Origin of the sequence: Rhizobium jaguaris, from assembly GCF_003627755.1 — a bacterium.
Taxonomy (GTDB): Bacteria; Pseudomonadota; Alphaproteobacteria; order Rhizobiales; family Rhizobiaceae; genus Rhizobium; species Rhizobium jaguaris.
The window spans coordinates 224,829-243,344 of the sequence record NZ_CP032694.1; the positions used below are offsets into that span (position 1 = coordinate 224,829).

Sequence of the window (18,516 nt, forward strand, 5' to 3'; positions counted from 1 at the left end):
CCTAGGGGATGCCAACGCTGGCAGCACAAGCCCAGACGGAAAAAACCGCCTGAGCTCCGCGTTTGGCGTGGTCCCAGCGACTGGGAAAAGCGCGAAATTCTTTGCTTCGGTGCAGTCTCCGAGGGACCTCCTATCGGATCTTGCGATCCGATCACCAAAAGTCAGACCGACAGGTAAGACAAAATGTCTGCGGCAACATTGGTCGACCCCGAGGCGCTCGACGACGCATCGGCAGAACTCGAGGACGCGCTACTGCCGGCAGAGCTGCCTGCCGCCTCGTCCTTCGTCAAAGCGTCAGCCTGCGCTGAAGTCATGGCGGCGATCTGGCCTGGAGTGAAGGCTTGAGCCTGCGATGCGCTCAAGCCGGCGAGCGCACTGGTGCTCAATCCCGAGATTGCACTCGTATTGAGACTGATGATCTGCTCGGCGGAAAACGCGGCGAGGTCGTCTGCGCTCAGCGCGGCAGCCTGCATGACGCTGAGGGCGCCGACCTGCGATGTTGACAGCGCTCCGATTTGCGCGGCACTCATTGCCGCCACCTGGGCGTAGCTGAGCGAGGCCACCTGGCTTGTCGTCAAAGCGGCAATGTCGCTAGCGGATAGGGACGCGACGGCGGTCGTGGATAGTCCCCTTATCGCCGTCGGGCTGATCGCGGCAAGTTCCTCGGTCGAGAAGGTCCCCAGGTCTTCGGTGGTCAACCCGGCAAGCCCGGCCGAACTCAATGCCGCTATCTGACTGGTGGAGAGCGCTTCAATCTGCTCCTGGCTGAGGGCTCTGACCTGATCACTGCTCAAGCCGGCGACGCCAGCTGTACCCAAGGCTGCAATCTCATCGGGGGAAAGCGTTGCAATAAAGTCCGTGGACAATCCCTTTATCGCGCCTGAGCCGATCATTGCGAGTTCCCCCGGCGAGAACGTTTCCAGCATATCCGGGGTCAAGCCCTTGAGCGCATCCGAACTTAATGAGGCTATCTGGCTGGTGGAGAGTGCTTCGACCTGTTCGATGCTCAGGGCATGGGCCTGCGCGCTGCTGATACCCGCAATGGCTTTCGGGTCCAGGGAGGCTATCTGCCCCGGCGAAAGCGAGGCGATGTCGTCCGTGCTCAGGGCTGCGACTTCTCTCGAGGTGAGAGCCCCGATCTGGACGTCGGTCAGAGCATCGACTTGATCGGTGCTGAGCGCGGCGATCTGATTGGTCGTCAGGCCCGATATGGCCGCTGTGCCCAAGGCTGCGATCTGGGCCGCCGTCAGCGAAGCGATTGTCGCCGTCGACAAGCCAGAGATCGCATTCGAGCTGATTGCGGCTATCTCGCTGGGGGTGAAGGTATCCAGATCGTCCGTGCCGAGAGCCGCAATCTGCTTCGAGCTGAGGGCGCCGATCTGGGTACTGGTCAGGGCTTCGACCTGATCGATGCTGAGCGCAGCGATTTGATCGGTGGTCAGGCCCGATATGCCCGCCGTGCCGAGGGAGGCTATCTGCCCCGGCGAAAGCGACGCGATTTCGCCTGCGCTCATGGCCGCAATCTGTTTCGATGTGAGAGCACCGACTTGGGCATTGGTCAGGGCGTCCACCTGGTCGATGCTGAGCGCAGCGATCTGATCGGTTGTCAGCCCCGATATGCCCGCCGTGCCGAGGGCTGCGATCTGGGCCGCGGTCAGTGAATGGATGGTCGCCGTCGACAAGCCCGAGATCGCATTCGAGCTGATTGCAGCTATCTCACCGGGAGTGAAGGTATCCAGATCGTCGGTGCCGAGCGCCGCAATCTGTTTCGAGCTGAACGCGCCGACCTGAGCGCTGGTTAGGGCTTCGACCTGATCGATGCTGAGCGCTGCAATCTGATCGGTGCTCAGGCCCGATATGCCCGCCGTGCCAAGTGCCGCCACCTGCTCAGCCGAAAGCGACGCGATGTCATTCGTGCTCAGAGCCGCAATCTGCTTCGAGCTAAGGGCGCCGACCTGGGCATTGGTCAGGGCATCCACCTGTCCGGTGCTGAGGGCTGCGATCTGATCGGTTGTTAGCCCCGATATGCCCGCGGTGCCAAGAGCTGCGATCTGGGCGGCCGTCAGCGAAGCGATCGTCGTCGTTGACAATCCCTGGACCGCGCTCGAACTGATTGCAGCCATCTCGGCCGGAGTGAAGGTATCCAGATCGTCTGCACTGAGCGCTGCAATCTGTTTCGAGCTGAGCGCGCCGACCTGGCCGCTGGTCAAGGCTTCGACCTGATCCTTGCTGAGGACGGCGATCTGATCGGTGGTCAGGCCCGATATGCCTGCCGCACCTAGAGAAGCTATCTGGTCTGGCGAAAGCGAGGCGATGTCGCCCGTGCTCATGGCCGCGATCTGTTTCGAGCTGAGGGCGCCGACCTGGACATTGGTCAGGGCATCTAATTGATCGGTGCCGAGGGCTGCGATCTGATCGGTTGTCAGCCCCGATATGGCCGCCGTGCCCAGGGCTGCGATCTGGGTCGCCGTCAGCGAGCCGATCGTCCCCGTCGACAACCCCTGGACCGCGCTCGAACTGATTGCGGCCATCTCGGCGGGAGTGAAGGTATCCAGATCGTCCGCGCTGAGCGCGGCAATCTGTTTCGAGCTGAGTGCGCCGACCTGGGCACTGGTCAGGGCCTCGACCTGATCGATGTTGAGGGCTGCGATCTGATCGGTGGTCAGGCCCGATATCCCCGCCGTGCCGAGAGAGGCTATCTGGTTTGCCGAAAGCGAAGCGATGTCGCCCGTGCTCATGGCGGCAATCTGTTTCGATGTGAGGGCGCCGACCTGGGCGTTGGTCAGGGCATCCACCTGTTCGGCGCTGAGGGCAGCGATCTGCTTGGTGCTCAGTCCACCAATGCCTGCCGTACTCAGCGCGGCAATCTGAGCTGTCGTCAGGGAGGCGACCGTGTCCGTCGACAATCCCTGGATCGCACTTGAGCTGATCGCAGCAATGTCCTTGGTCGTGAAGGTCGCTATCTCGTCCGGCTCCAGCACTGAAAGCTGTATGGAACTGAGGGTGCCGACCTGCGCACTGGTCAAGGCTTCTACCTGAGCGGTGCTCAACGCGGCGATCTGCTTGGTGCTCAGCGCGCTAATGTCTGCCGTACTCAGGGCGGCGATCTGAGCCGCCGACAGCGAGGCGATCGTGTCCGTCGACAACCCGGAGATGGCGTTCGAACTGATCGCCGCAATGTCCTTGGTCGAGAACGTTGCGATGTCGTCCGTGCTGAGGGCGGCAATCTGTTTCGAGCTGAGTGCGCCGACCTGGGTATTGGTCAGAGCCTCCACCTGAGCGGTGCTCAAGGCGGCGATCTGCGCAGTGCTCAGCGCACCGATGGCTTGCGTACTCAGCGCCGCGATCTGGGCTGTCGTGAGGGAGGCTATGGTATCCGTCGACAATCCCTGGATCGCACTCGAACTGATCGCAGCAATATCCTTCGTCGTGAAGGTTGCTATGTCGTCCGGCCCCAGCACCTTGATCTGTGTGGATTCGAGATTGCCGACCTGTGCACTGGTCAAGGCTTCAGCCTGACTGGTGCTGAGGGTCGCCAGCTGCTGTGAGCTTAATCCCGCGATGCCGGAGGTGCTCAGAGAGGCAATTTGGCTTGTTGAAAGAGCCGCTATGTCGCCTGTGCTCAGGGCAGCAACCTGCGTCGAGCTCAGCGTTGATATCTGCTTGCTCGATAGAGCCGAAATCTGACCGATGCTCAGAGCGGCGATCTGGCGGGTCGAAAGTCCCGCGACGCCGGAGGTGCTCAATGCTGCAATCTGGGCTGTAGAAAGCGATGCTATGTCACCCGTGCTAAGGGCCGCAACCTGACTAGAGCTGAGCGCGCCGATCTGGGTAGTGGTCAAGGCATCGACCTGACCGGTACTCAAGTCGGCAATCTGATCGGCGGTCAGGCCCGTAACGCCTGATGCGCTTAACATGGCAATTTGATCGGTAGACAAGGCTGCAACATCGTCGCCCAAGGCAGCGACTTGTGCCGAACTCAATGCCTTGACCTGCGCGGCGGACAGGAGGCCGACCTGATTGCCGTTCAAGGCTTCGATCTGATCGGTCGTCAGGCTCGCAACAGCACTGGTGCTCAGGGCGGCGATCTGATCTTTGTTTAGGGCTGCTATAATATCCGTGCTCAGACCCGGCATGGCTTTATTCGTGATCGCCGCGATATCTGCGGTCGAGAAGGTCGCTATGTCCTCCGCGCTCAGGGCTGCAAGTTGTGCCGAACTCAACACTTTGACCTGCGTCGACGACAGAGCCTCGACCTGATCAGGGCTCAAGGCCTCGATCTGATCGGACGTCAGGCCGGCGATCGCGCTGGTGCTCAGGGCAGCAATCTGCCCGGTGGTAAGCGCCGCGATCGCTTCGTCGCTCAGGCCGGGCATGGCTCCGTTCGTGATCGCTGCGATATCTGCGGTCGAGAACGTAGCTATGTCCTCCGGGCTGAGGGCCGCAAGTTGCGTCGAACTCAGCGCCTTCACCTGCGTCGACGACAGGGCTTCGACCTGAGCGGTGCTCAAGGCTTCGATTTGATCGGCCGTGAGACCGGCAATCGCGCTGGCGCTTAGGGCAGCAATCTGGGCGGTCGACAAAGCCTCGATCTGATCGGCGTCCAACGCCTGAAGTTGCGTTGCCTTAAGCGCATTGAGCTGGGCCGTCGTCAACGCGGCGATCTGATCGGAGGAAAGTGCTGCGACGGTGTCCGTGCTCAAGCCCGGTATAGCCTTACTGCCGATCGCCGCGATATCCGCAGTCGAGAAGGTCGCTATATCCTCCGGGCTCAGGGCCGCAAGCTGCGTCGAACTCAGAGACATTACTTGCGACGACGATAGGACCTCGATCTGGTCCGTGCTCAAAGCCGCAAGTTGCGTTGTCTTGAGGGCTGCGATCTGAGCGGTTGTCAATGCGGCAATCTGAGTGGTGGAAAGCGCCGCCATTGCATCCGTGCTCAAGCCCGACACGGCGCTGCCGGCGATCGCCGCAATATCGGCGGCCGAGAAGGTCGCTATATCTTCCGCGCTCAAGGCCGCAAGTTGCGACGAACTCAGCGACTTCACCTGCGCTGAGGAAAGAGCTTCGACCTGAGTGGTGCTCAAGGCCGCAATCTGTGTCGTTTTGAGAGCGGCGATCTGGACTGTCGTCAGTGCTGCGATCTGATCGGCGGAGAGCCCTGCGATGATGTCCGTGCTCAGGCCCGGCATGGCTTTGCCCGAGATCGCCGTGATATCGGCGATGGAGAAGGTGGCTATATCTTCCGCGCTCAGGGCCGCAAGTTGCGCCGAGCTCAGCGACTTCACCTGTGTCGAGGACATAGCTTCTACCTGAGCGGTGCTCAAGGCCGCAATTTGATCGGTCGTCAGGCTCGCAATCACACTGGTGCTCAGGGCAGCGATCTGACCTGTGGTCAGCGCCGCGATCGCGTCCGTGCCCAAGCCCGGTATGGCTTTGTTCGTGATTGCCGCGACATCGGCAGTCGAGAACGTCGCTACGTCCTCCGCACTGAGGGCCGTGAGCTGCGTCGAACTCAATGACCTCACTTGTGCGGACGACAGAGCCCTGACCTGATCGATGCTCAGGGCCTGGAGTTGTGATGTTTTGAGGGCAGCGATCTGAACCGTCGTCAATGCGGTAATCTGACCGGTCGAAAGCGCCGCGATCGCATCTGTACTCAAGCCCGGCATGGCTTTGCTGGTGATCGCTGCGATATCGGCTGACGAGAACGTCGCTATGTCCTCCGCACTCAGGGCCGCAAGTTGCGTCGAACTCAGCAGCTTTACTTGTGCGGACGACAGAGCCTTGACCTGATCTGTGCTCAGGACCGCGATCTGATCGGTCGTCAGACCCGCAATCGCGCTTGTGCCCAAACTAGCAATCTGAGCGGTCGACAGGGCCTCGATCTGATCGGTGCTCAAGACCTGGAGTTGCGATGCCTTGAGGGCGCCGAGCTGGGCCGTCGTCAAGGCTGTGATCTGATCGGCGGAGAGCCCTGCGATGATTTCCGTGCTCAGGCCCGGCATGGCTTTGCCTGTGATTGCCGCCATATCGGCAGCGGAGAAGGTCGCCAGGTCCTGCGTGCTCAGGGCCGCGAGTTGTGCGGAGCTCAACGCCGCCACCTGTGCCGGTGAAAGGGCTTCGACCTGATTGGTGCTCAAGGCCGCGATCTGCGTCGTCTTGAGCGCAACGATCTGAATCGTCGTCAGTGCAGCGATCTGATCGACGGAGAGCCCTGCGATAACGTCCGCGCTCAAGCCTGGAATGGCATTGCCCGCGATCGCCGAGATATCGGCGGTGGAGAAGGTCGCGATGTCTTCGGCACTCAGAGCAGCAAGTTGCGTCGAGCTCAGCGACTTTACCTGCGTCGAGGACAGAGCTTCGACCTGATCGGTGGTCAAGGCGGCGAGTTGCGCCGTTTTGAGGACACTGATCTGAACCGTCGTCAATGCAGCGATCTGATCGACGGAGAGCTCTGCGACGATGTCTGCGCTCAGGCCCGGGATGGCCCTGTTCGCGATTGCCGCGATGTCGGCGGTGGAAAATGTCGCTATATCCTCCGCGCTCAAGGCCGCGAGTTGCATCGAGCTCAACACCTTGACCTGTGTCGGCGACAGCGCCTCGACCTGATCAGGGCTCATGGCTGCGATCTGATCGGTCGTCAGGCTTGCAATCGCACTGCTGCTCAGGGCAGCGATCTGATCGGTGGAAAGCGTTGCGATAATATCCGTGCCCAGGCCCGGCACGGCTCTGTTCGCTATTGCCGCTATATCGGCGGTGGAGAATGTCGCTATGTCCGCCGCGCTCAGGGCCGCGAGCTGTGTCGAGCTCAACACCTTGACCTGCGTCGGCGACAGGGCTTCGACCTGAGCGGCGCTCAAGGCCGAGATCTGATTGGTCGTCAGGCTTGCAATCGCGCTGGTGCTCAGGGCAGCGATCTGATTGGTGGACAGGGCTGCGATAATATCCGTGCTCAGACCCGGCATGGCCTTGTTGGTGATTGCTGCGATATCCGCGGTCGAGAACGTCGCTATGTCATCCGCCCCCAGGGCCGCGAGTTGCGTCGAACTCAGCGACCTCACCTGTGCCGGCGACAGGGCCTCGACTTGATCGGGGCTCATGGCCGCGATCTGATCGGTCGTCAGGCCCGCGATGGCGCCGGTGTTCAGGGCAGCAATCTGATCGGTCGACAGAGTCTCGATCTGATCGGTGCTCAAGGCCTGGAGTTGCGTTGATTTGAGGGCGCTAAGCTGGGCCGTCGTCAATGCGGCGATCTGATCATCGGAAAGTGCCGCAATCGCCTCCGTGCTCAGGCCCGGTACGGTTTTGCTGGCGATCGCCGCGATGTCAGCAGTCGAGAACGTCGCTATGTCCTCGGCGCTCAGGGCTGCAAGTTGCGTCACCTTGAGGGCGCTGACCTGAGATGAGGTCAGGGCCTCCGCCTGATCTGTCGTTAGAGCATGAAGCTGTGTCGTGGTGAGTGCGGAAACCTGGCTCGAACTCAGACCTTCGATGGCGTACTTATCGAGAATGCTCAACTGATCCAGCGTCAAACCAACTATGGCGCCTTGTGAAATGGCGCTTAGCTGCTGAGTGTCGAGGACTTTGACATCCTCTGTATCCAAAGCTGCGATCTGAGCCGAAGAAAGCGCTTTGATTTGAGCTGTGGTAAGTGAAGCCACATCGTCGGTTGACCAGGCTGCGACCGTCGCCGTCGAAAGATATCTGATCTGGTTCGCATTCAAGGAAGAAACGATCGAGGTCATGTCCGCAAATCCTAAACGTTAAGTCCAACGTCCCAACAGCCAGTGATGACTTGCCTGGCCAAGCTCCGAAGGAGCGTCGGTCACCCAAGTCCACCATCTTGCAAACGTTGAGTACGCAAACGGGCTTGCCTGAACCTGTAGTTGATCCGCCTCGCCCGATCTGGTTGGGTTGGGCGGTCCTTGGCTGCTCTGCGCAAGGAAGGAAATCGCCGCTGCGCAGCGCGGCGGCTTCAGAAAACACAAGTCTTTGTATGATTTGGCTCCTGGGCGCCGCAAGGTTTCCTCGCGTCGCGACTGGAGAGACGCATTCGATCATTCGGCGATCGACGATCAGCGCGTTAAAATGGTAACGTTGAAAGCGCCGACCGAACGAAATCGTGCAGTTTGATTTGGAGCGTGACTACGCTTTGACTTTCTTGTCGAGGCCCGTCTTTTTCTTGTATCTAACCAGGACTTCGTTGCCGTCTGCTTTGCCGGAGCCGGCCTTTTTCTTGTATTTAACCAGGACTTCATTGCCGTCTACAGACGCCTGTGTTCGCTCGAGATCTTCCCGTTCGGCAACAGCCTGATTCCAATGGTCCTGATCGCGGCCGTGGGGGTGGCCTGCTTCTTCCCAAAGAGAATATGCACGCTTTTTAATCCACTCATGTCCTTGCTCGGTAGGCATCATGGTCTCCCTCTCATCAACGGATGGCTTTTCGGAAATCTCAGTCTGGGTGAATGTCGCGCCACAGTGGACGCCGGCGCTTTCTTAGCAAGTCTCGCGCCCCGATCCCCGACTGAAAACCATCATATGCAGGGAATGTTCCCAGCCCTCGATAAGAATCACAGTCGGCGTGGATCAGCGCATTTGAAATGGTGGCAGAGCTCCCTTGCGGGAAGCATGACAAGCGTAATGGAGACCTCGATCGCGCCAGACGCACTACCTGCGGTCCTGGCATTGCTCTGGCGAAAAAGAATGTTGCTCGCCAAGCTCTTGACGCTCACCCGATGCTTCGTAATTATCCGTTTAGTTACTAATGCGCGCTTGGTTTGAGTCTTCGAGGGGTATCGCGTCGGCGAACGCCATCTATTGATATTCGAAAAGCGGAGGAGGCGAAGGTGACGGCCGGTGCTCTCAAAGCCACACAAATGACCCTGGCATTTTCGACGTTGGGATGCGCGGAACTGGAATTGGACGAGGCCCTGGCGCTGGCAGCGCACCACGGCATTGATGCGATCGAAATTCGCGCGCTCGGCGGTATGATCGATCTACCGGCCTATTTCACCGAACGGTTCGGCACCCCGGCGGGTCTTGTCCGCGCCCTTGCGCAATCCCCTGTGGGAGTTTGCGCACTCAACACGTCGATGCGCCTTGTCGGTGCCACGCAGCAAGCAAAAGAAGAGTTTCTGCGCTATCTCCCCTGGGCGGAGGCGGCAGGGATAAAATCGCTGCGTATCTTCGACGGCGGCAGCACCGGCGATGCCGGCGAACTTTCCGAGGCGCTGTCGACGCTGGAATGGTGGCGCGAGACGGCGCGTCGCGAAGATTTTGTGTCTGATATTATGGTGGAGACGCACGACTTTCTGGTGCATCCGGACGCGCTCGACCGCTTTCTGGAAGCGGCGCCGGACTGCGCTCTACTCTGGGACACCCATCATACATGGCGCAAAGGCGGTCAAGATCCCGGCGAGACCTGGAAGCAAGTGCGTCGCAACGCTCGGCACCTTCATGTGAAGGACAGTGTCTCGAAGCCGAGCGGCAAGCTGCCATACACATACACACTCCCCGCCGCCGGCGAATTTCCGATGTCCACGCTGATCGCGGCTCTGGCTGCCGATCGCTATGCCGGCGTCATGAGCCTCGAATGGGAGCGACTGTGGCATGCGGAACTCCCGCCGCTCGATCTTGCGCTGCAAGAGGCAAGGCAGACGGGCTGGTGGCCGCTGCCTGGTGAGAACCCGCGCGCCTGACCTGTCCCTCAACAAATATAGCGGCCATGTGGTTTGCGAAGGAAGATTGTCGTGGCTTGCTTTGACGTTAATTGAATTAGTAACTAGAAAAACGCGCATCAATTGAATGTTAAGAGATGCTAGTTTATATATTAGGAATATATTGATTCTGGATGATTTGTCGCCTTGAGACGACATATTCTGCTTGGTGAAGGGGAACTCTAATTACTTAGAGTTAGGGGGCTGGGAGATGATTAAAGCGGGTTTCAGGCACCAGAAATCCCATGCTCCCAGTCTGTTTGCGTCATTTTCAGACGCCGGATTTTCTTTCGGCTTTTCCGTTCGCTGCCGATCTTGCAGCCATTGGAGGCTTGATGGCCGGTAGAACAAATCGAACTGGAAGAGGGCTTAACGCTCTGATTTCAAAGGCAATCGCCAAAGGCGGCCTGAGCTTTGCCGCGCAGCGGATCCATAGTATCGAAAACACCAGAGACGTTCTTTACGCCGAGGGCCTGGCACGTGTGACGGACGCCGAAGGTGTCGTTCACACCGCGGGCAGTTTCGTGCCGCATCTGGGGCGGCTGGACGGCCGGTTCGATCTCGATCTTCGTATCTTGAACATGGTATTGTCTGCCTTGGCAGCGGATGAGACACTTATACTTGGCTGCAATCTTTCCGTGGCTAATTTATCCGCGCCGAATCGATTCGCCGATATTTTTGGTCGGCTCACCCGCCAGCCCGAGCTTGCTACGCGGCTCATCGTTGAAATTACCGAGACCTATCCGCTTATCGGCTCTGCTATCGAGCGGTTGAAAATGATTCGTGCACTTGGTTGCCGCGTCGCGATCGACGATTTCGGCACGGACTTTGCGACTCCCGCGCAGTTGCTGCAGGTCTCGGCCGACATCGTCAAGATCGATGCGTCTTTCGTCCGCGATATCAGACCGGGCCGCGACGGCCGCGACAGCCTGTATCACATGGTCGGTTTTGCCTCCTGCATCGCGCCCCTGGTTGTCGTCGAGGGGATCGAAACCGAAACGCAGCTGGAGGCGGCGCGCTCGAGCGGTGCGACGCATGGGCAGGGCTTCCTGCTGTCCAAGCCGGTGGTGCTTCCGCAGGCTCCGCAGAAAGAGGGCAAAGTTGGCCTGCAGGAGGTTGGATGAATATTCCGCTTTCTGTCCCGCGACATTGCTCGGCAAAACGAACTTGCAGCTTGAAACTGATCGGCGCGGTGTGCGGCCCGTTTGCTCGTCTTCCCGTCTCGATCTCGGAGGTGGTGGCATGATCAAACACCCCTCGTTCGCCCGCGATTATGATTTCTCCGCCGTCTCAACCACGCCGGACCTGCAGGCGCAAGCACGGCTTAGAATGCTGTTCGAGGAGTTGCATGCCCTGTTCTCCAGCGCCCCGGGCATCAACGAAGGAATGCCGATCGCTCTCGTGAGCGCGGACGAGCCCCGTATCGTCATTTACAACGCGTCGGGAGATATTTCCGGACGGGTGACGATAGACGCCGAAAACGGCCTTTATGTCTTTTGTGAACTCGACCGTGCCACCGGCATTGTGCTGGCGACGGCGAGCGAAGAGCGGCTGATCGATGAAATTGTCGCGCACGTCTCCTCAGGCAACGACGAACTGACACCGCGCACGGTGGACACAGCCGTCGGTGTTCTCGTCGGACAGACCATGGAGGATGTCGAGCGCAAGCTCATTCTCCAAACCCTCCGTCATTGCGACGGCAATCCGACCTATGCCGCCTTCATGCTCGGCATTCCCCTCATCACCCTATGCACCAAGCTGGCCACCTACTTTGCAGAACCTGCAAAGGACTTTGCGGATGCGACGGATCACGCCGGGCCAATGAAAGAGGACCGGCAATGAGCAGCCGTCTTCATCAAAGGATGCCGAGAAAGCCGCACTCAAAACCTGTGGAGTTTGAACCAATGCAAGATTCACGAATGGGTTTGCACATGACGCAATCGCGCGAGGCGGCACATGCCGACCCAAATGAGATTCGGGAAACGATCATGGACGCTTTCAGCAAGAGAAGAGACCAGTCTACGCCTCAAGCGCATATTCTGTTCGATGGCTGTGTGAGGATTGTTTCAGCTTATGTCAGCCACAACCCCATTCTTATCGGTAGCCTTCCGAAGCTGATCTCGGATGTGCACGAGGCGCTGCAGGCTTTGGATAGCTCTGCGCTTTCGGTGGAGCGAGCCAAACCGATTCCGGCCGTAGATCAGAAAAAATCGGTGACGAATGATTACATCATTTGTCTTGAGGACGGTAAACGCTTCAAGACGCTCAAACGGCACCTGCGCGTTCACTATGGCATGACGCCCGAGGAATACCGGGAGAAATGGGGTCTTGCTCCCAACTATCCGATGGTTGCGCAGAATTATGCGAACCGCCGTTCGGAGCTTGCCAAGCTCTCCGGCCTAGGCGCCAACGGCAATAAGAAGGAAAGCCTTCGCTAGAGCAATTTCAGGAAAAGTGGGAAGCGCCAGGATTCTGGCGGGAATCGACAAGAACAGCGGCGCCCCGCGAGAGGCGCTGCCGTCCTTTATACGTTATTTTGCCGTCGCGAGGCGTGCCGCCGATCAGAAGACCTGACGGAGCAGGATGAACAGCACGAAGGCAAGCGCGATCGAGGCGGGTAGCGTCAGGACCCAGGCCATCAGCATGTTGCGGACAGTCGACCATTGCAATCCCGAGCCGTTGGCGGCCATGGTGCCTGCGACACCGGAGGACAGGACGTGGGTCGTGGAAACCGGCAGGCCGAGATTGTCGGCCGCACCGATTGTCAGCATGGCAACGACTTCGGCGGCAGCACCCTGGCCATAGGTCAGGTGCGTTTTGCCGATCTTTTCACCGACAGTGACGACGATGCGCTTCCAGCCGACCATGGTGCCGAGGCCGAGTGCCAGCGCCACCGCAACCTTCACCCAGAGCGGGATGAACTTGGTCGCGTGATCCACAGACGCATGATAGTTGGTTACGGCCTTCAGGTCGTCGCCGTTCATCGGCAGCAGCTTCTGCTTGTCGATCAGCTTCAGCGATTCACCAATCAGATAGATGTCGTTGCGGACGTTGCCGACCAGGTCGTTCGGCAGCTTTTCGACGCTTGGATAGGCGGCGATCTCAGCGCTGGTGCTGTGGATATAGGCTTGCAGTGCCGGCGTGGTCGCGTCCGTCCAGGTCTTGCTCTTCACGGCATTGCCGACGACGGCCTTCGGATCGGCCGGTGTGGTAACCCCGGGTTTTACATACTTGCCGAGCACCGTCTCAACCTGCGCCGAAGCCGTCTTGTAGGCCTCGAGATAGTTGACGTCCGGTGTGCGGTTCAGCGCAAAGGCAGTCGGTACGAGGCCGATGAGGATGAGCATGATCAGACCCATGCCCTTCTGGCCGTCGTTCGAACCGTGGGCGAAGCTGACGCCAGTGCAGGTGAAGATCAGCAGAATGCGGATCCACAACGGCGGCGGCGCATTGCCCTTCGGTGCTTCATAAAGCTCCTTGTTGCGGATCAGAACTTTGGCGACCAGCAGCAGCAGGGCCGACAGGGCGAAACCGATGATCGGCGACAGCAGCAGCGACATGCCGACGCTGCTTGCCTGCGACCAGTCGACGCCGCTTGTGGCGGAACCCGCTGGCGCGAGGAACTGATTGGCGAGACCGACGCCGATGATGGAGCCGACAAGCGTATGCGAGCTTGAGGCTGGCAGGCCGAGATACCAGGTGCCGAGGTTCCACACGATGGCGGCGGTCAGAAGGGCGAAGACCATGGCAAGGCCGGAGCCGGAGCCGACTTGCAGAATCAGCTCTACAGGCAACAGCGCCAGAATGCCGAAAGCGACGGCACCTGAGGAGGTCAGCACGCCGAGGAAATTGAAGCAGCCGGACCACATGACGGCAAACTCAGCCGGCAGCGAGCGGGTGTAGATAACGGTAGCGACCGCATTGGCCGTATCGTGAAAGCCGTTGACGAATTCGAAGCCGAGCGCGATCAGTAGTGCCAATCCGAGCAGGATCCACGGAACCGCAGCAGCGTTGGCAAGATCGTTGTTGAGGGCATAGCCGACATACACAAGGCCGCCAATTACAACGATGCCGAAAATCGGCAGGAACCATTTGGTAGAACCGGCTGCGCCGTGAATAGGATGATTGGCGTTGCCGCCTTCCGCACTGCTTGAAACGACGTCAACCATCTCAAACTCTCCTATAGCGAATAACATTTCCCATTTAAGCGCGCTTGATGAAGCCCTCATGACGCATAAAGAGACACTTATGCGGTCGCTGGTTGCATCGACCGCATCGAAGAAAGGTCTCGCGTTAAACGATAGCACACGGAATGATTACCGCAACTTGGCGTTCAACATCTTGATTTTGCCGCGAAAACGCCTTTTTCGGTTCACCCGACGTTCAGCCGGCAAGGGTTTAAATTTGCTTGTAGGGACATGAATAGAGGACCATCACCATGAGGTTGTCCGTGATTGCCATCGCTGCCGTGCTCGGTAGCCTGGCTGTATCTTCGGCAGAAGCAATGCCCATCGGCGCTGTTGGGACCGTGGCCAAAACGCCGGTCGTCAATGTCGATTACGCCTGCGGCCGTGGCTGGCATTTGACGCCTCGGGGCGCATGCCGACCGAACCGCTGGGGCCCGCCGCGCGGCTACGGCTGGGGCTACTACAGAGCACCGCCACCGCCCGCCTGGGGCTGGTATGGCCATCGGCGCTATTATCGTGACGGATGGGACGGTGGCTGGCGCGGCCGGCCGCGGGATTGGTGACGCCAGACACGCCGCCGTCTGGAGCGCAGTGCGTTCATTTGAACGCATAAAGGTTGCGAATCTAGAGCATCTTATCCGCCTGTTGGCGATTCCTCCTGCAAGCGGGGTTGCTCTAGTGGCGGCGGGCATCGTCAGTTCAGCACCATCCGGCTTTGTCGGCAGAAGCCGTGTCGTCTACTATAGGGCGACTACGGTTGTCAGCCATGTCAGCATCTTCACGGCGAGGCTTTTAGGCTCGTCATTTCAGGCCCGGCGCATGGTCGTGCGGCCATAGCGAACCTGCGGCAGGTCGCGCTCGGCCCATGCGCCGAAGGCGAGGCCGAGCGTTGCCCACAAAATCGCATGCATGCCGAGCGAGGTAAGCCGGAATCGCCAGAGCACGACAGCGGAAAACTGCTCCGGCACTTCGTTGATTGCCGGCAGCAGGTATTGAACCAGGCCGATGAACAGGATGTAGGCGATGCCGGCGAAGATCGCGCCGTTCCATGATCCGTAGCGCATCGCCAGCCGGCGGGCGAGGGATACTGCAGCAACCATGGCGACGATCGAGGCCACGATCATCACGAAGAACAGTTCGGTTCTGGCGCCGATTGTATCCGGATTGCCGACTGCCGGCGGATTGGCTGGATATTTGATATCGGGAACCGACGAGATGGCGATGAAGGCGGCGATAGCCAACAACGCGGCAGTCCCGCGCGCGCCAAAGGGACTGACCCGGCCGTAGACATAGGCGAAGACCAGGGCGAAGAGTCCGCCGATAGCCGTTGCATAGACCATGATGCCGGTGAAGAGACCGAGCCCTGCCTGCGTGGCGCGGCTGACGATCTCCGGTTCCGGCATTTCGCCCGCCGCCTGGGCCACCTGTTCCTCAAACGCAATCGCCCGATCGACGAGCGGCTCGCCGAAAATATGGGCGAAGGCAAAAATCAGAATGCCAGCGAGCGCTCCGACCAGCATGCCGCGGAGCAAAAGACGCCCAACCATGTTCCAGACCCCTTAGTGGCAGGGGAAGCCGAGCAAATGACGCCCGTCATGCACGAATTCGTGCACATAGGAGCCGGAGAGCAGCGTTGTCGCGCCTTCTTCGGCGCCGATAAAATAGATCGCCAGCATGAGGAGAAGGCCGGCGAAGATCGCCCAGGGCAAGATTTCGCCAAGCGGAATCGGAGTCGGGATGGCGGTCGGTGCAAATGCGGTGTCAGACATTTTATTCCCTCTTAAGAAAAGCGCGTTCCATTTACGGAAGGGTTTTTTACGGGAGGGGTCTGACTCTCTGGGGGCGGTATCCGCCCGTCGATTACAGTGGCGCGACCGTGCCGGGATTTCACCGGCTTCCACACCCGTATGTGCAAGTTTATATCTGTCTGCAAAGATAGTTGTCAATCAAACGCCATCGCGATGCGAAATCGCGACAAGGAATGGAGTTATCGAGCTGCATGAAAGGGCGTCTGAGCTGGATTTGCCACGGGCCGACGCGAGCCAACCGCGAAGGACGCTTTCCCGACGATGAGCCGCTGGAGGCAAAGGCGACCGAGCGAATACAATTGACGTCCTCTAGGCTCGGAACGGTCGACCGGGCGTGGACGAGCCCGGCGCTACGTGCTCGCCAGACAGCCGCGGCTATGGGACTTGACGCCACGACCCAACCGTCTCTACGGGAATGCGACTACGGGCGCTGGCAAGGCAGGTCGATCTCCGAACTCCATGAGACCGATCCGGAAGCGCTCTCGCTCTGGATGCTGAACTTGAATGCGGCGCCGCACGGTGGCGAATCTTTGTCCGCCGTCTTTGCTCGGGTCGGCGATTGGATGAACGGCCACATCGACGATGGCGGCCATACCGTCGTCGTCACGCACGCGACAGTCATTCGTGCCGCCATTCTCCATGTGCTGCAAGCGCCGTCTTCGGCTTTCTGGACGATCGACATCGAGCCGCTCGGCGTCGTGGAGATGACCAGCGATGGCCGCCGTTGGCAGCTTCGTTTTCCGAATGCTGCGAGATAGCGACTGGAGCATCCCGCTTTCAGGTGGCATCACCTGCAAGCGGACAAGATGCTCCAGATTCAAAAAACTAGAGCGACCTTAGCGCGTTTAAATGAACGCGCGGCGCTCTAGCCGCTCGCCTTCGCGCGCCGCCGTTCGAAATAGACGAGGTAAGTAGCGAGGCTGAAAGTCATCACCGCAAGCCCGTACCAAGTGATGGCATAGACAAGATGATTGTTTGGAAAGACGATCTGCGTCAGGCCGCCGACGGGCAGATCGCCCGGATTTTTCGTGTCGTCCGCATCGATGAAATAGGGTGCTGCGTTTTGGAGGCCGCGCGTCTCGGCGATCGCCGTAACATCGCGGGAATACCAGCGCTCCTGCGAAGGCACGTTGGAGCGCAGCAGCGTGCCTTTCGGTTCGTTGATCCGCAGCAGGCCGGTGACCGTCGTCTCGGTGGTCAATTCACCGGCTGGGCGAGTGCCCGGATCGCGCTTATCGGTCGGCACGAAACCGCGGTTGATGATGACGATCGTCCCGTCAGCTTCTCTCAGCGGCGTCAGCACCCAATAACCGGGGCCGAGCTCGGTTGACGCATAAACCTGCGCCTCCTTGTCGTTGAGGAAGGTACCGGTCGCCTGCACATGCTTGTACTCATAGCCGGCGGCGTCGATCGAAGGCCATTCCGCCGGTCCAGGAGCGGCTGCGGGAGGCGCGTGCACACGGGTATCGACGCGGGCGATCAGATCCAGCTTCCAGGACAGCCGCTTCACCTGCCAGGTGCCGAGCGCGATGAGCGCTGCGGTCAAAAGCAGAAGCAGGATCACCCAGATGGCAAGCGCGACTGTGGAGCGAGGTTTTTCGGAAGGAATGTCGGTGTGGGTATCGGTCAAGGCGCAAAGCTCCATCGGAGGCGCTGCCGCATGATTTCGAAAAGCGCGAAGCGGTCTTCAGGCGCGGCACAGTAGTCCGGCGGAAAACTCACGCCGGCAAGAGCGGCGGGCATCCATTGGGATACCCGCCGCTTCGTCGTTACGGCATGTTGCGCATCATCGCGGGCGACATGGGCATCATGTTGGAATTGAGGTGATGCATGACCCAGAGCGAGCCGGAGAGGGCGATGACCACCAGCACGATGGTAAGCATCAGCGCCATCATGTTCCAGCCGCCTTCCGAGCGGGTGTTGAGGTGCAGGAAGTAGATCATGTGCACGATGATCTGGATCGCGCCGAGGATCAAGACGATCGCTACGGTGACGGCCGGATCGGAGAAGACCTTGGCCATGACCAGCCAGAAGGGAATGGCGGTTAGGATGACCGAGAGGACGAACCCCGTCATGTAGCTCTTGAAGGTGCCGTGTGCGGCCTCGTGACCGCCATGGTGATCATGGCCGTGGGCGTCGGCGGAATGATGCGAAGGATTGACGTTCGAGCTCATCCGAGAACTCCCATGAGGTAGACGAAGGAAAACACGCCGATCCAGACGACGTCGAGGAAGTGCCAGAACATCGACAGGCACATCAGACGGCGCTTGTTTTCGGCGATCAGCCCGTACCGGCTTGTCTGCACCATCAGCGTGATCAGCCAGACGATACCGACGGTGACGTGCGTGCCGTGGGTGCCGACCAGCGTGAAGAAGGCCGACAGGAAGGCGCTGCGCTGCGGGCCGGCGCCTTCCAGGATCAGGTGATAGAACTCGTTGAGTTCGAAATAGATGAAGGCGGCGCCGAAGAGGCCGGTGACGGCCAGCCACAACATCGTCCCCGACTTGTTGTTCTTCTCCATCGTCAGCATGGCGAATCCGTAGGTGATGGAGGAGAGCAGCAGCATCGTCGTGTTGAGGGCGACGACTGGCAGTTCGAACAGATCTGCCGGCGACGGACCGGCCGCATAGTTGCGGCCGAGCACGGCATAGGTGGCGAAGAGGACCGCGAAGATCAGGCAGTCGCTCATGATATAGATCCAGAAGCCCAGCATCGTGCTGCCTTCGGGATGATGCTCCTCCTTCATATAGAAGGCGACGGGTTCGCCATGCTGGGGAGTTGGTACGGTATGGGTCGTCATGA

14 protein-coding genes are annotated in these 18,516 nt (G+C 59.7%); 6 read left to right on the forward strand and 8 right to left on the reverse strand.

Annotated elements, in window-relative coordinates:
* Positions 1 to 161 precede the first annotated feature (161 nt).
* Positions 162 to 7,748, reverse strand: coding sequence for a hypothetical protein (locus CCGE525_RS01075; RefSeq protein ID WP_120702665.1), 7,587 nt, complete (start codon positions 7,746 to 7,748; stop codon positions 162 to 164).
* Between the two features lie 400 nt (positions 7,749 to 8,148).
* Positions 8,149 to 8,418 carry a DUF2934 domain-containing protein gene (locus CCGE525_RS01080; RefSeq protein ID WP_245472068.1) on the reverse strand — a complete coding sequence of 90 codons (270 nt, stop codon included), beginning with the start codon at positions 8,416 to 8,418 and terminating at the stop codon, positions 8,149 to 8,151.
* Between the two features lie 431 nt (positions 8,419 to 8,849).
* On the opposite strand from CCGE525_RS01080, the gene CCGE525_RS01090 reads away from it, so the two are divergent.
* From CCGE525_RS01090 to CCGE525_RS01105, 4 genes are all read left to right on the forward strand, one after another.
* Entirely contained in the window at positions 8,850 to 9,701 is an 852-nt protein-coding gene (locus tag CCGE525_RS01090; protein ID WP_245472069.1) for a sugar phosphate isomerase/epimerase family protein, read from the forward strand.
* Positions 9,702 to 10,054: 353 nt separating this feature from the next.
* Positions 10,055 to 10,843, forward strand: a complete 789-nt coding sequence (locus CCGE525_RS01095; RefSeq protein WP_120706188.1) for an EAL domain-containing protein — start codon at positions 10,055 to 10,057, stop codon at positions 10,841 to 10,843.
* A 118-nt stretch (positions 10,844 to 10,961) separates the two neighbouring features.
* Positions 10,962 to 11,561 carry a helix-turn-helix domain-containing protein gene (locus tag CCGE525_RS01100; protein WP_245472070.1) on the forward strand — a complete coding sequence of 200 codons (600 nt, stop codon included), beginning with the start codon at positions 10,962 to 10,964 and terminating at the stop codon, positions 11,559 to 11,561.
* A 146-nt stretch (positions 11,562 to 11,707) separates the two neighbouring features.
* Positions 11,708 to 12,157, forward strand: a complete 450-nt coding sequence (locus CCGE525_RS01105) for a Ros/MucR family transcriptional regulator (protein ID WP_205587454.1) — start codon at positions 11,708 to 11,710, stop codon at positions 12,155 to 12,157.
* Positions 12,158 to 12,280: 123 nt separating this feature from the next.
* Here the strand turns inward: CCGE525_RS01105 and CCGE525_RS01110 are convergent, their stop codons facing one another.
* Entirely contained in the window at positions 12,281 to 13,888 is a 1,608-nt protein-coding gene (locus CCGE525_RS01110; protein WP_120702668.1) for an inorganic phosphate transporter, read from the reverse strand.
* Positions 13,889 to 14,157: 269 nt separating this feature from the next.
* Here CCGE525_RS01110 and CCGE525_RS01115 point away from each other — a divergent pair, with 269 nt between their 5' ends.
* Positions 14,158 to 14,469 (forward strand): GCG_CRPN prefix-to-repeats domain-containing protein, encoded by a 312-nt coding sequence (locus tag CCGE525_RS01115; RefSeq protein ID WP_120702669.1) that lies wholly within the window; start codon positions 14,158 to 14,160, stop codon positions 14,467 to 14,469.
* Between the two features lie 243 nt (positions 14,470 to 14,712).
* Here the strand turns inward: CCGE525_RS01115 and CCGE525_RS01120 are convergent, their stop codons facing one another.
* Positions 14,713 to 15,453 (reverse strand): CbtA family protein, encoded by a 741-nt coding sequence (locus tag CCGE525_RS01120; protein WP_120702670.1) that lies wholly within the window; start codon positions 15,451 to 15,453, stop codon positions 14,713 to 14,715.
* Between the two features lie 12 nt (positions 15,454 to 15,465).
* A complete protein-coding gene (locus CCGE525_RS01125; RefSeq protein WP_120702671.1) occupies positions 15,466 to 15,675 on the reverse strand; it encodes a CbtB domain-containing protein in 210 nt (69 codons plus the stop codon).
* A gap of 230 nt (positions 15,676 to 15,905) precedes the next feature.
* On the opposite strand from CCGE525_RS01125, the gene CCGE525_RS01130 reads away from it, so the two are divergent.
* Entirely contained in the window at positions 15,906 to 16,472 is a 567-nt protein-coding gene (locus CCGE525_RS01130) for a histidine phosphatase family protein (protein WP_120702672.1), read from the forward strand.
* A gap of 107 nt (positions 16,473 to 16,579) precedes the next feature.
* On the opposite strand, the gene CCGE525_RS01135 is transcribed toward CCGE525_RS01130, so the two are convergent.
* The 3 genes from CCGE525_RS01135 to cyoC form a co-directional block, all read right to left on the reverse strand.
* Positions 16,580 to 17,344 (reverse strand): SURF1 family protein, encoded by a 765-nt coding sequence (locus CCGE525_RS01135; protein ID WP_245472071.1) that lies wholly within the window; start codon positions 17,342 to 17,344, stop codon positions 16,580 to 16,582.
* A 139-nt stretch (positions 17,345 to 17,483) separates the two neighbouring features.
* Positions 17,484 to 17,888: a cytochrome o ubiquinol oxidase subunit IV gene (cyoD, locus tag CCGE525_RS01140; protein WP_120702673.1), complete on the reverse strand. Its 405-nt coding sequence runs from the start codon at positions 17,886 to 17,888 to the stop codon at positions 17,484 to 17,486.
* Positions 17,885 to 18,514: a cytochrome o ubiquinol oxidase subunit III gene (gene cyoC, locus CCGE525_RS01145; RefSeq protein ID WP_120702674.1), complete on the reverse strand. Its 630-nt coding sequence runs from the start codon at positions 18,512 to 18,514 to the stop codon at positions 17,885 to 17,887. Before cyoC ends, cyoD begins: the two co-directional genes overlap by 4 nt.
* Between the last annotated feature and the right edge of the window lie 2 nt (positions 18,515 to 18,516).

Bases quoted from the DNA above. Each gene is read 5' to 3' on its own strand.
- CCGE525_RS01105 (WP_205587454.1), top strand. From the start codon at position 11,708: ATGGACGCTTTCAGCAAGAGAAGAGACCAGTCTACGCCTCAAGCGCAT.
- cyoD (WP_120702673.1), bottom strand. From the start codon at position 17,888: ATGAGCTCGAACGTCAATCCTTCGCATCATTCCGCCGACGCCCACGGC.
- cyoC (WP_120702674.1), bottom strand. From the start codon at position 18,514: ATGACGACCCATACCGTACCAACTCCCCAGCATGGCGAACCCGTCGCC.
- CCGE525_RS01095 (WP_120706188.1), top strand. From the start codon at position 10,055: ATGGCCGGTAGAACAAATCGAACTGGAAGAGGGCTTAACGCTCTGATT.
- CCGE525_RS01120 (WP_120702670.1), bottom strand. From the start codon at position 15,453: ATGGTTGGGCGTCTTTTGCTCCGCGGCATGCTGGTCGGAGCGCTCGCT.
- CCGE525_RS01115 (WP_120702669.1), top strand. From the start codon at position 14,158: ATGAGGTTGTCCGTGATTGCCATCGCTGCCGTGCTCGGTAGCCTGGCT.
- CCGE525_RS01075 (WP_120702665.1), bottom strand. From the start codon at position 7,748: ATGACCTCGATCGTTTCTTCCTTGAATGCGAACCAGATCAGATATCTT.
- CCGE525_RS01130 (WP_120702672.1), top strand. From the start codon at position 15,906: ATGAAAGGGCGTCTGAGCTGGATTTGCCACGGGCCGACGCGAGCCAAC.
- CCGE525_RS01100 (WP_245472070.1), top strand. From the start codon at position 10,962: ATGATCAAACACCCCTCGTTCGCCCGCGATTATGATTTCTCCGCCGTC.
- CCGE525_RS01080 (WP_245472068.1), bottom strand. From the start codon at position 8,418: ATGATGCCTACCGAGCAAGGACATGAGTGGATTAAAAAGCGTGCATAT.
- CCGE525_RS01125 (WP_120702671.1), bottom strand. From the start codon at position 15,675: ATGTCTGACACCGCATTTGCACCGACCGCCATCCCGACTCCGATTCCG.
- CCGE525_RS01110 (WP_120702668.1), bottom strand. From the start codon at position 13,888: ATGGTTGACGTCGTTTCAAGCAGTGCGGAAGGCGGCAACGCCAATCAT.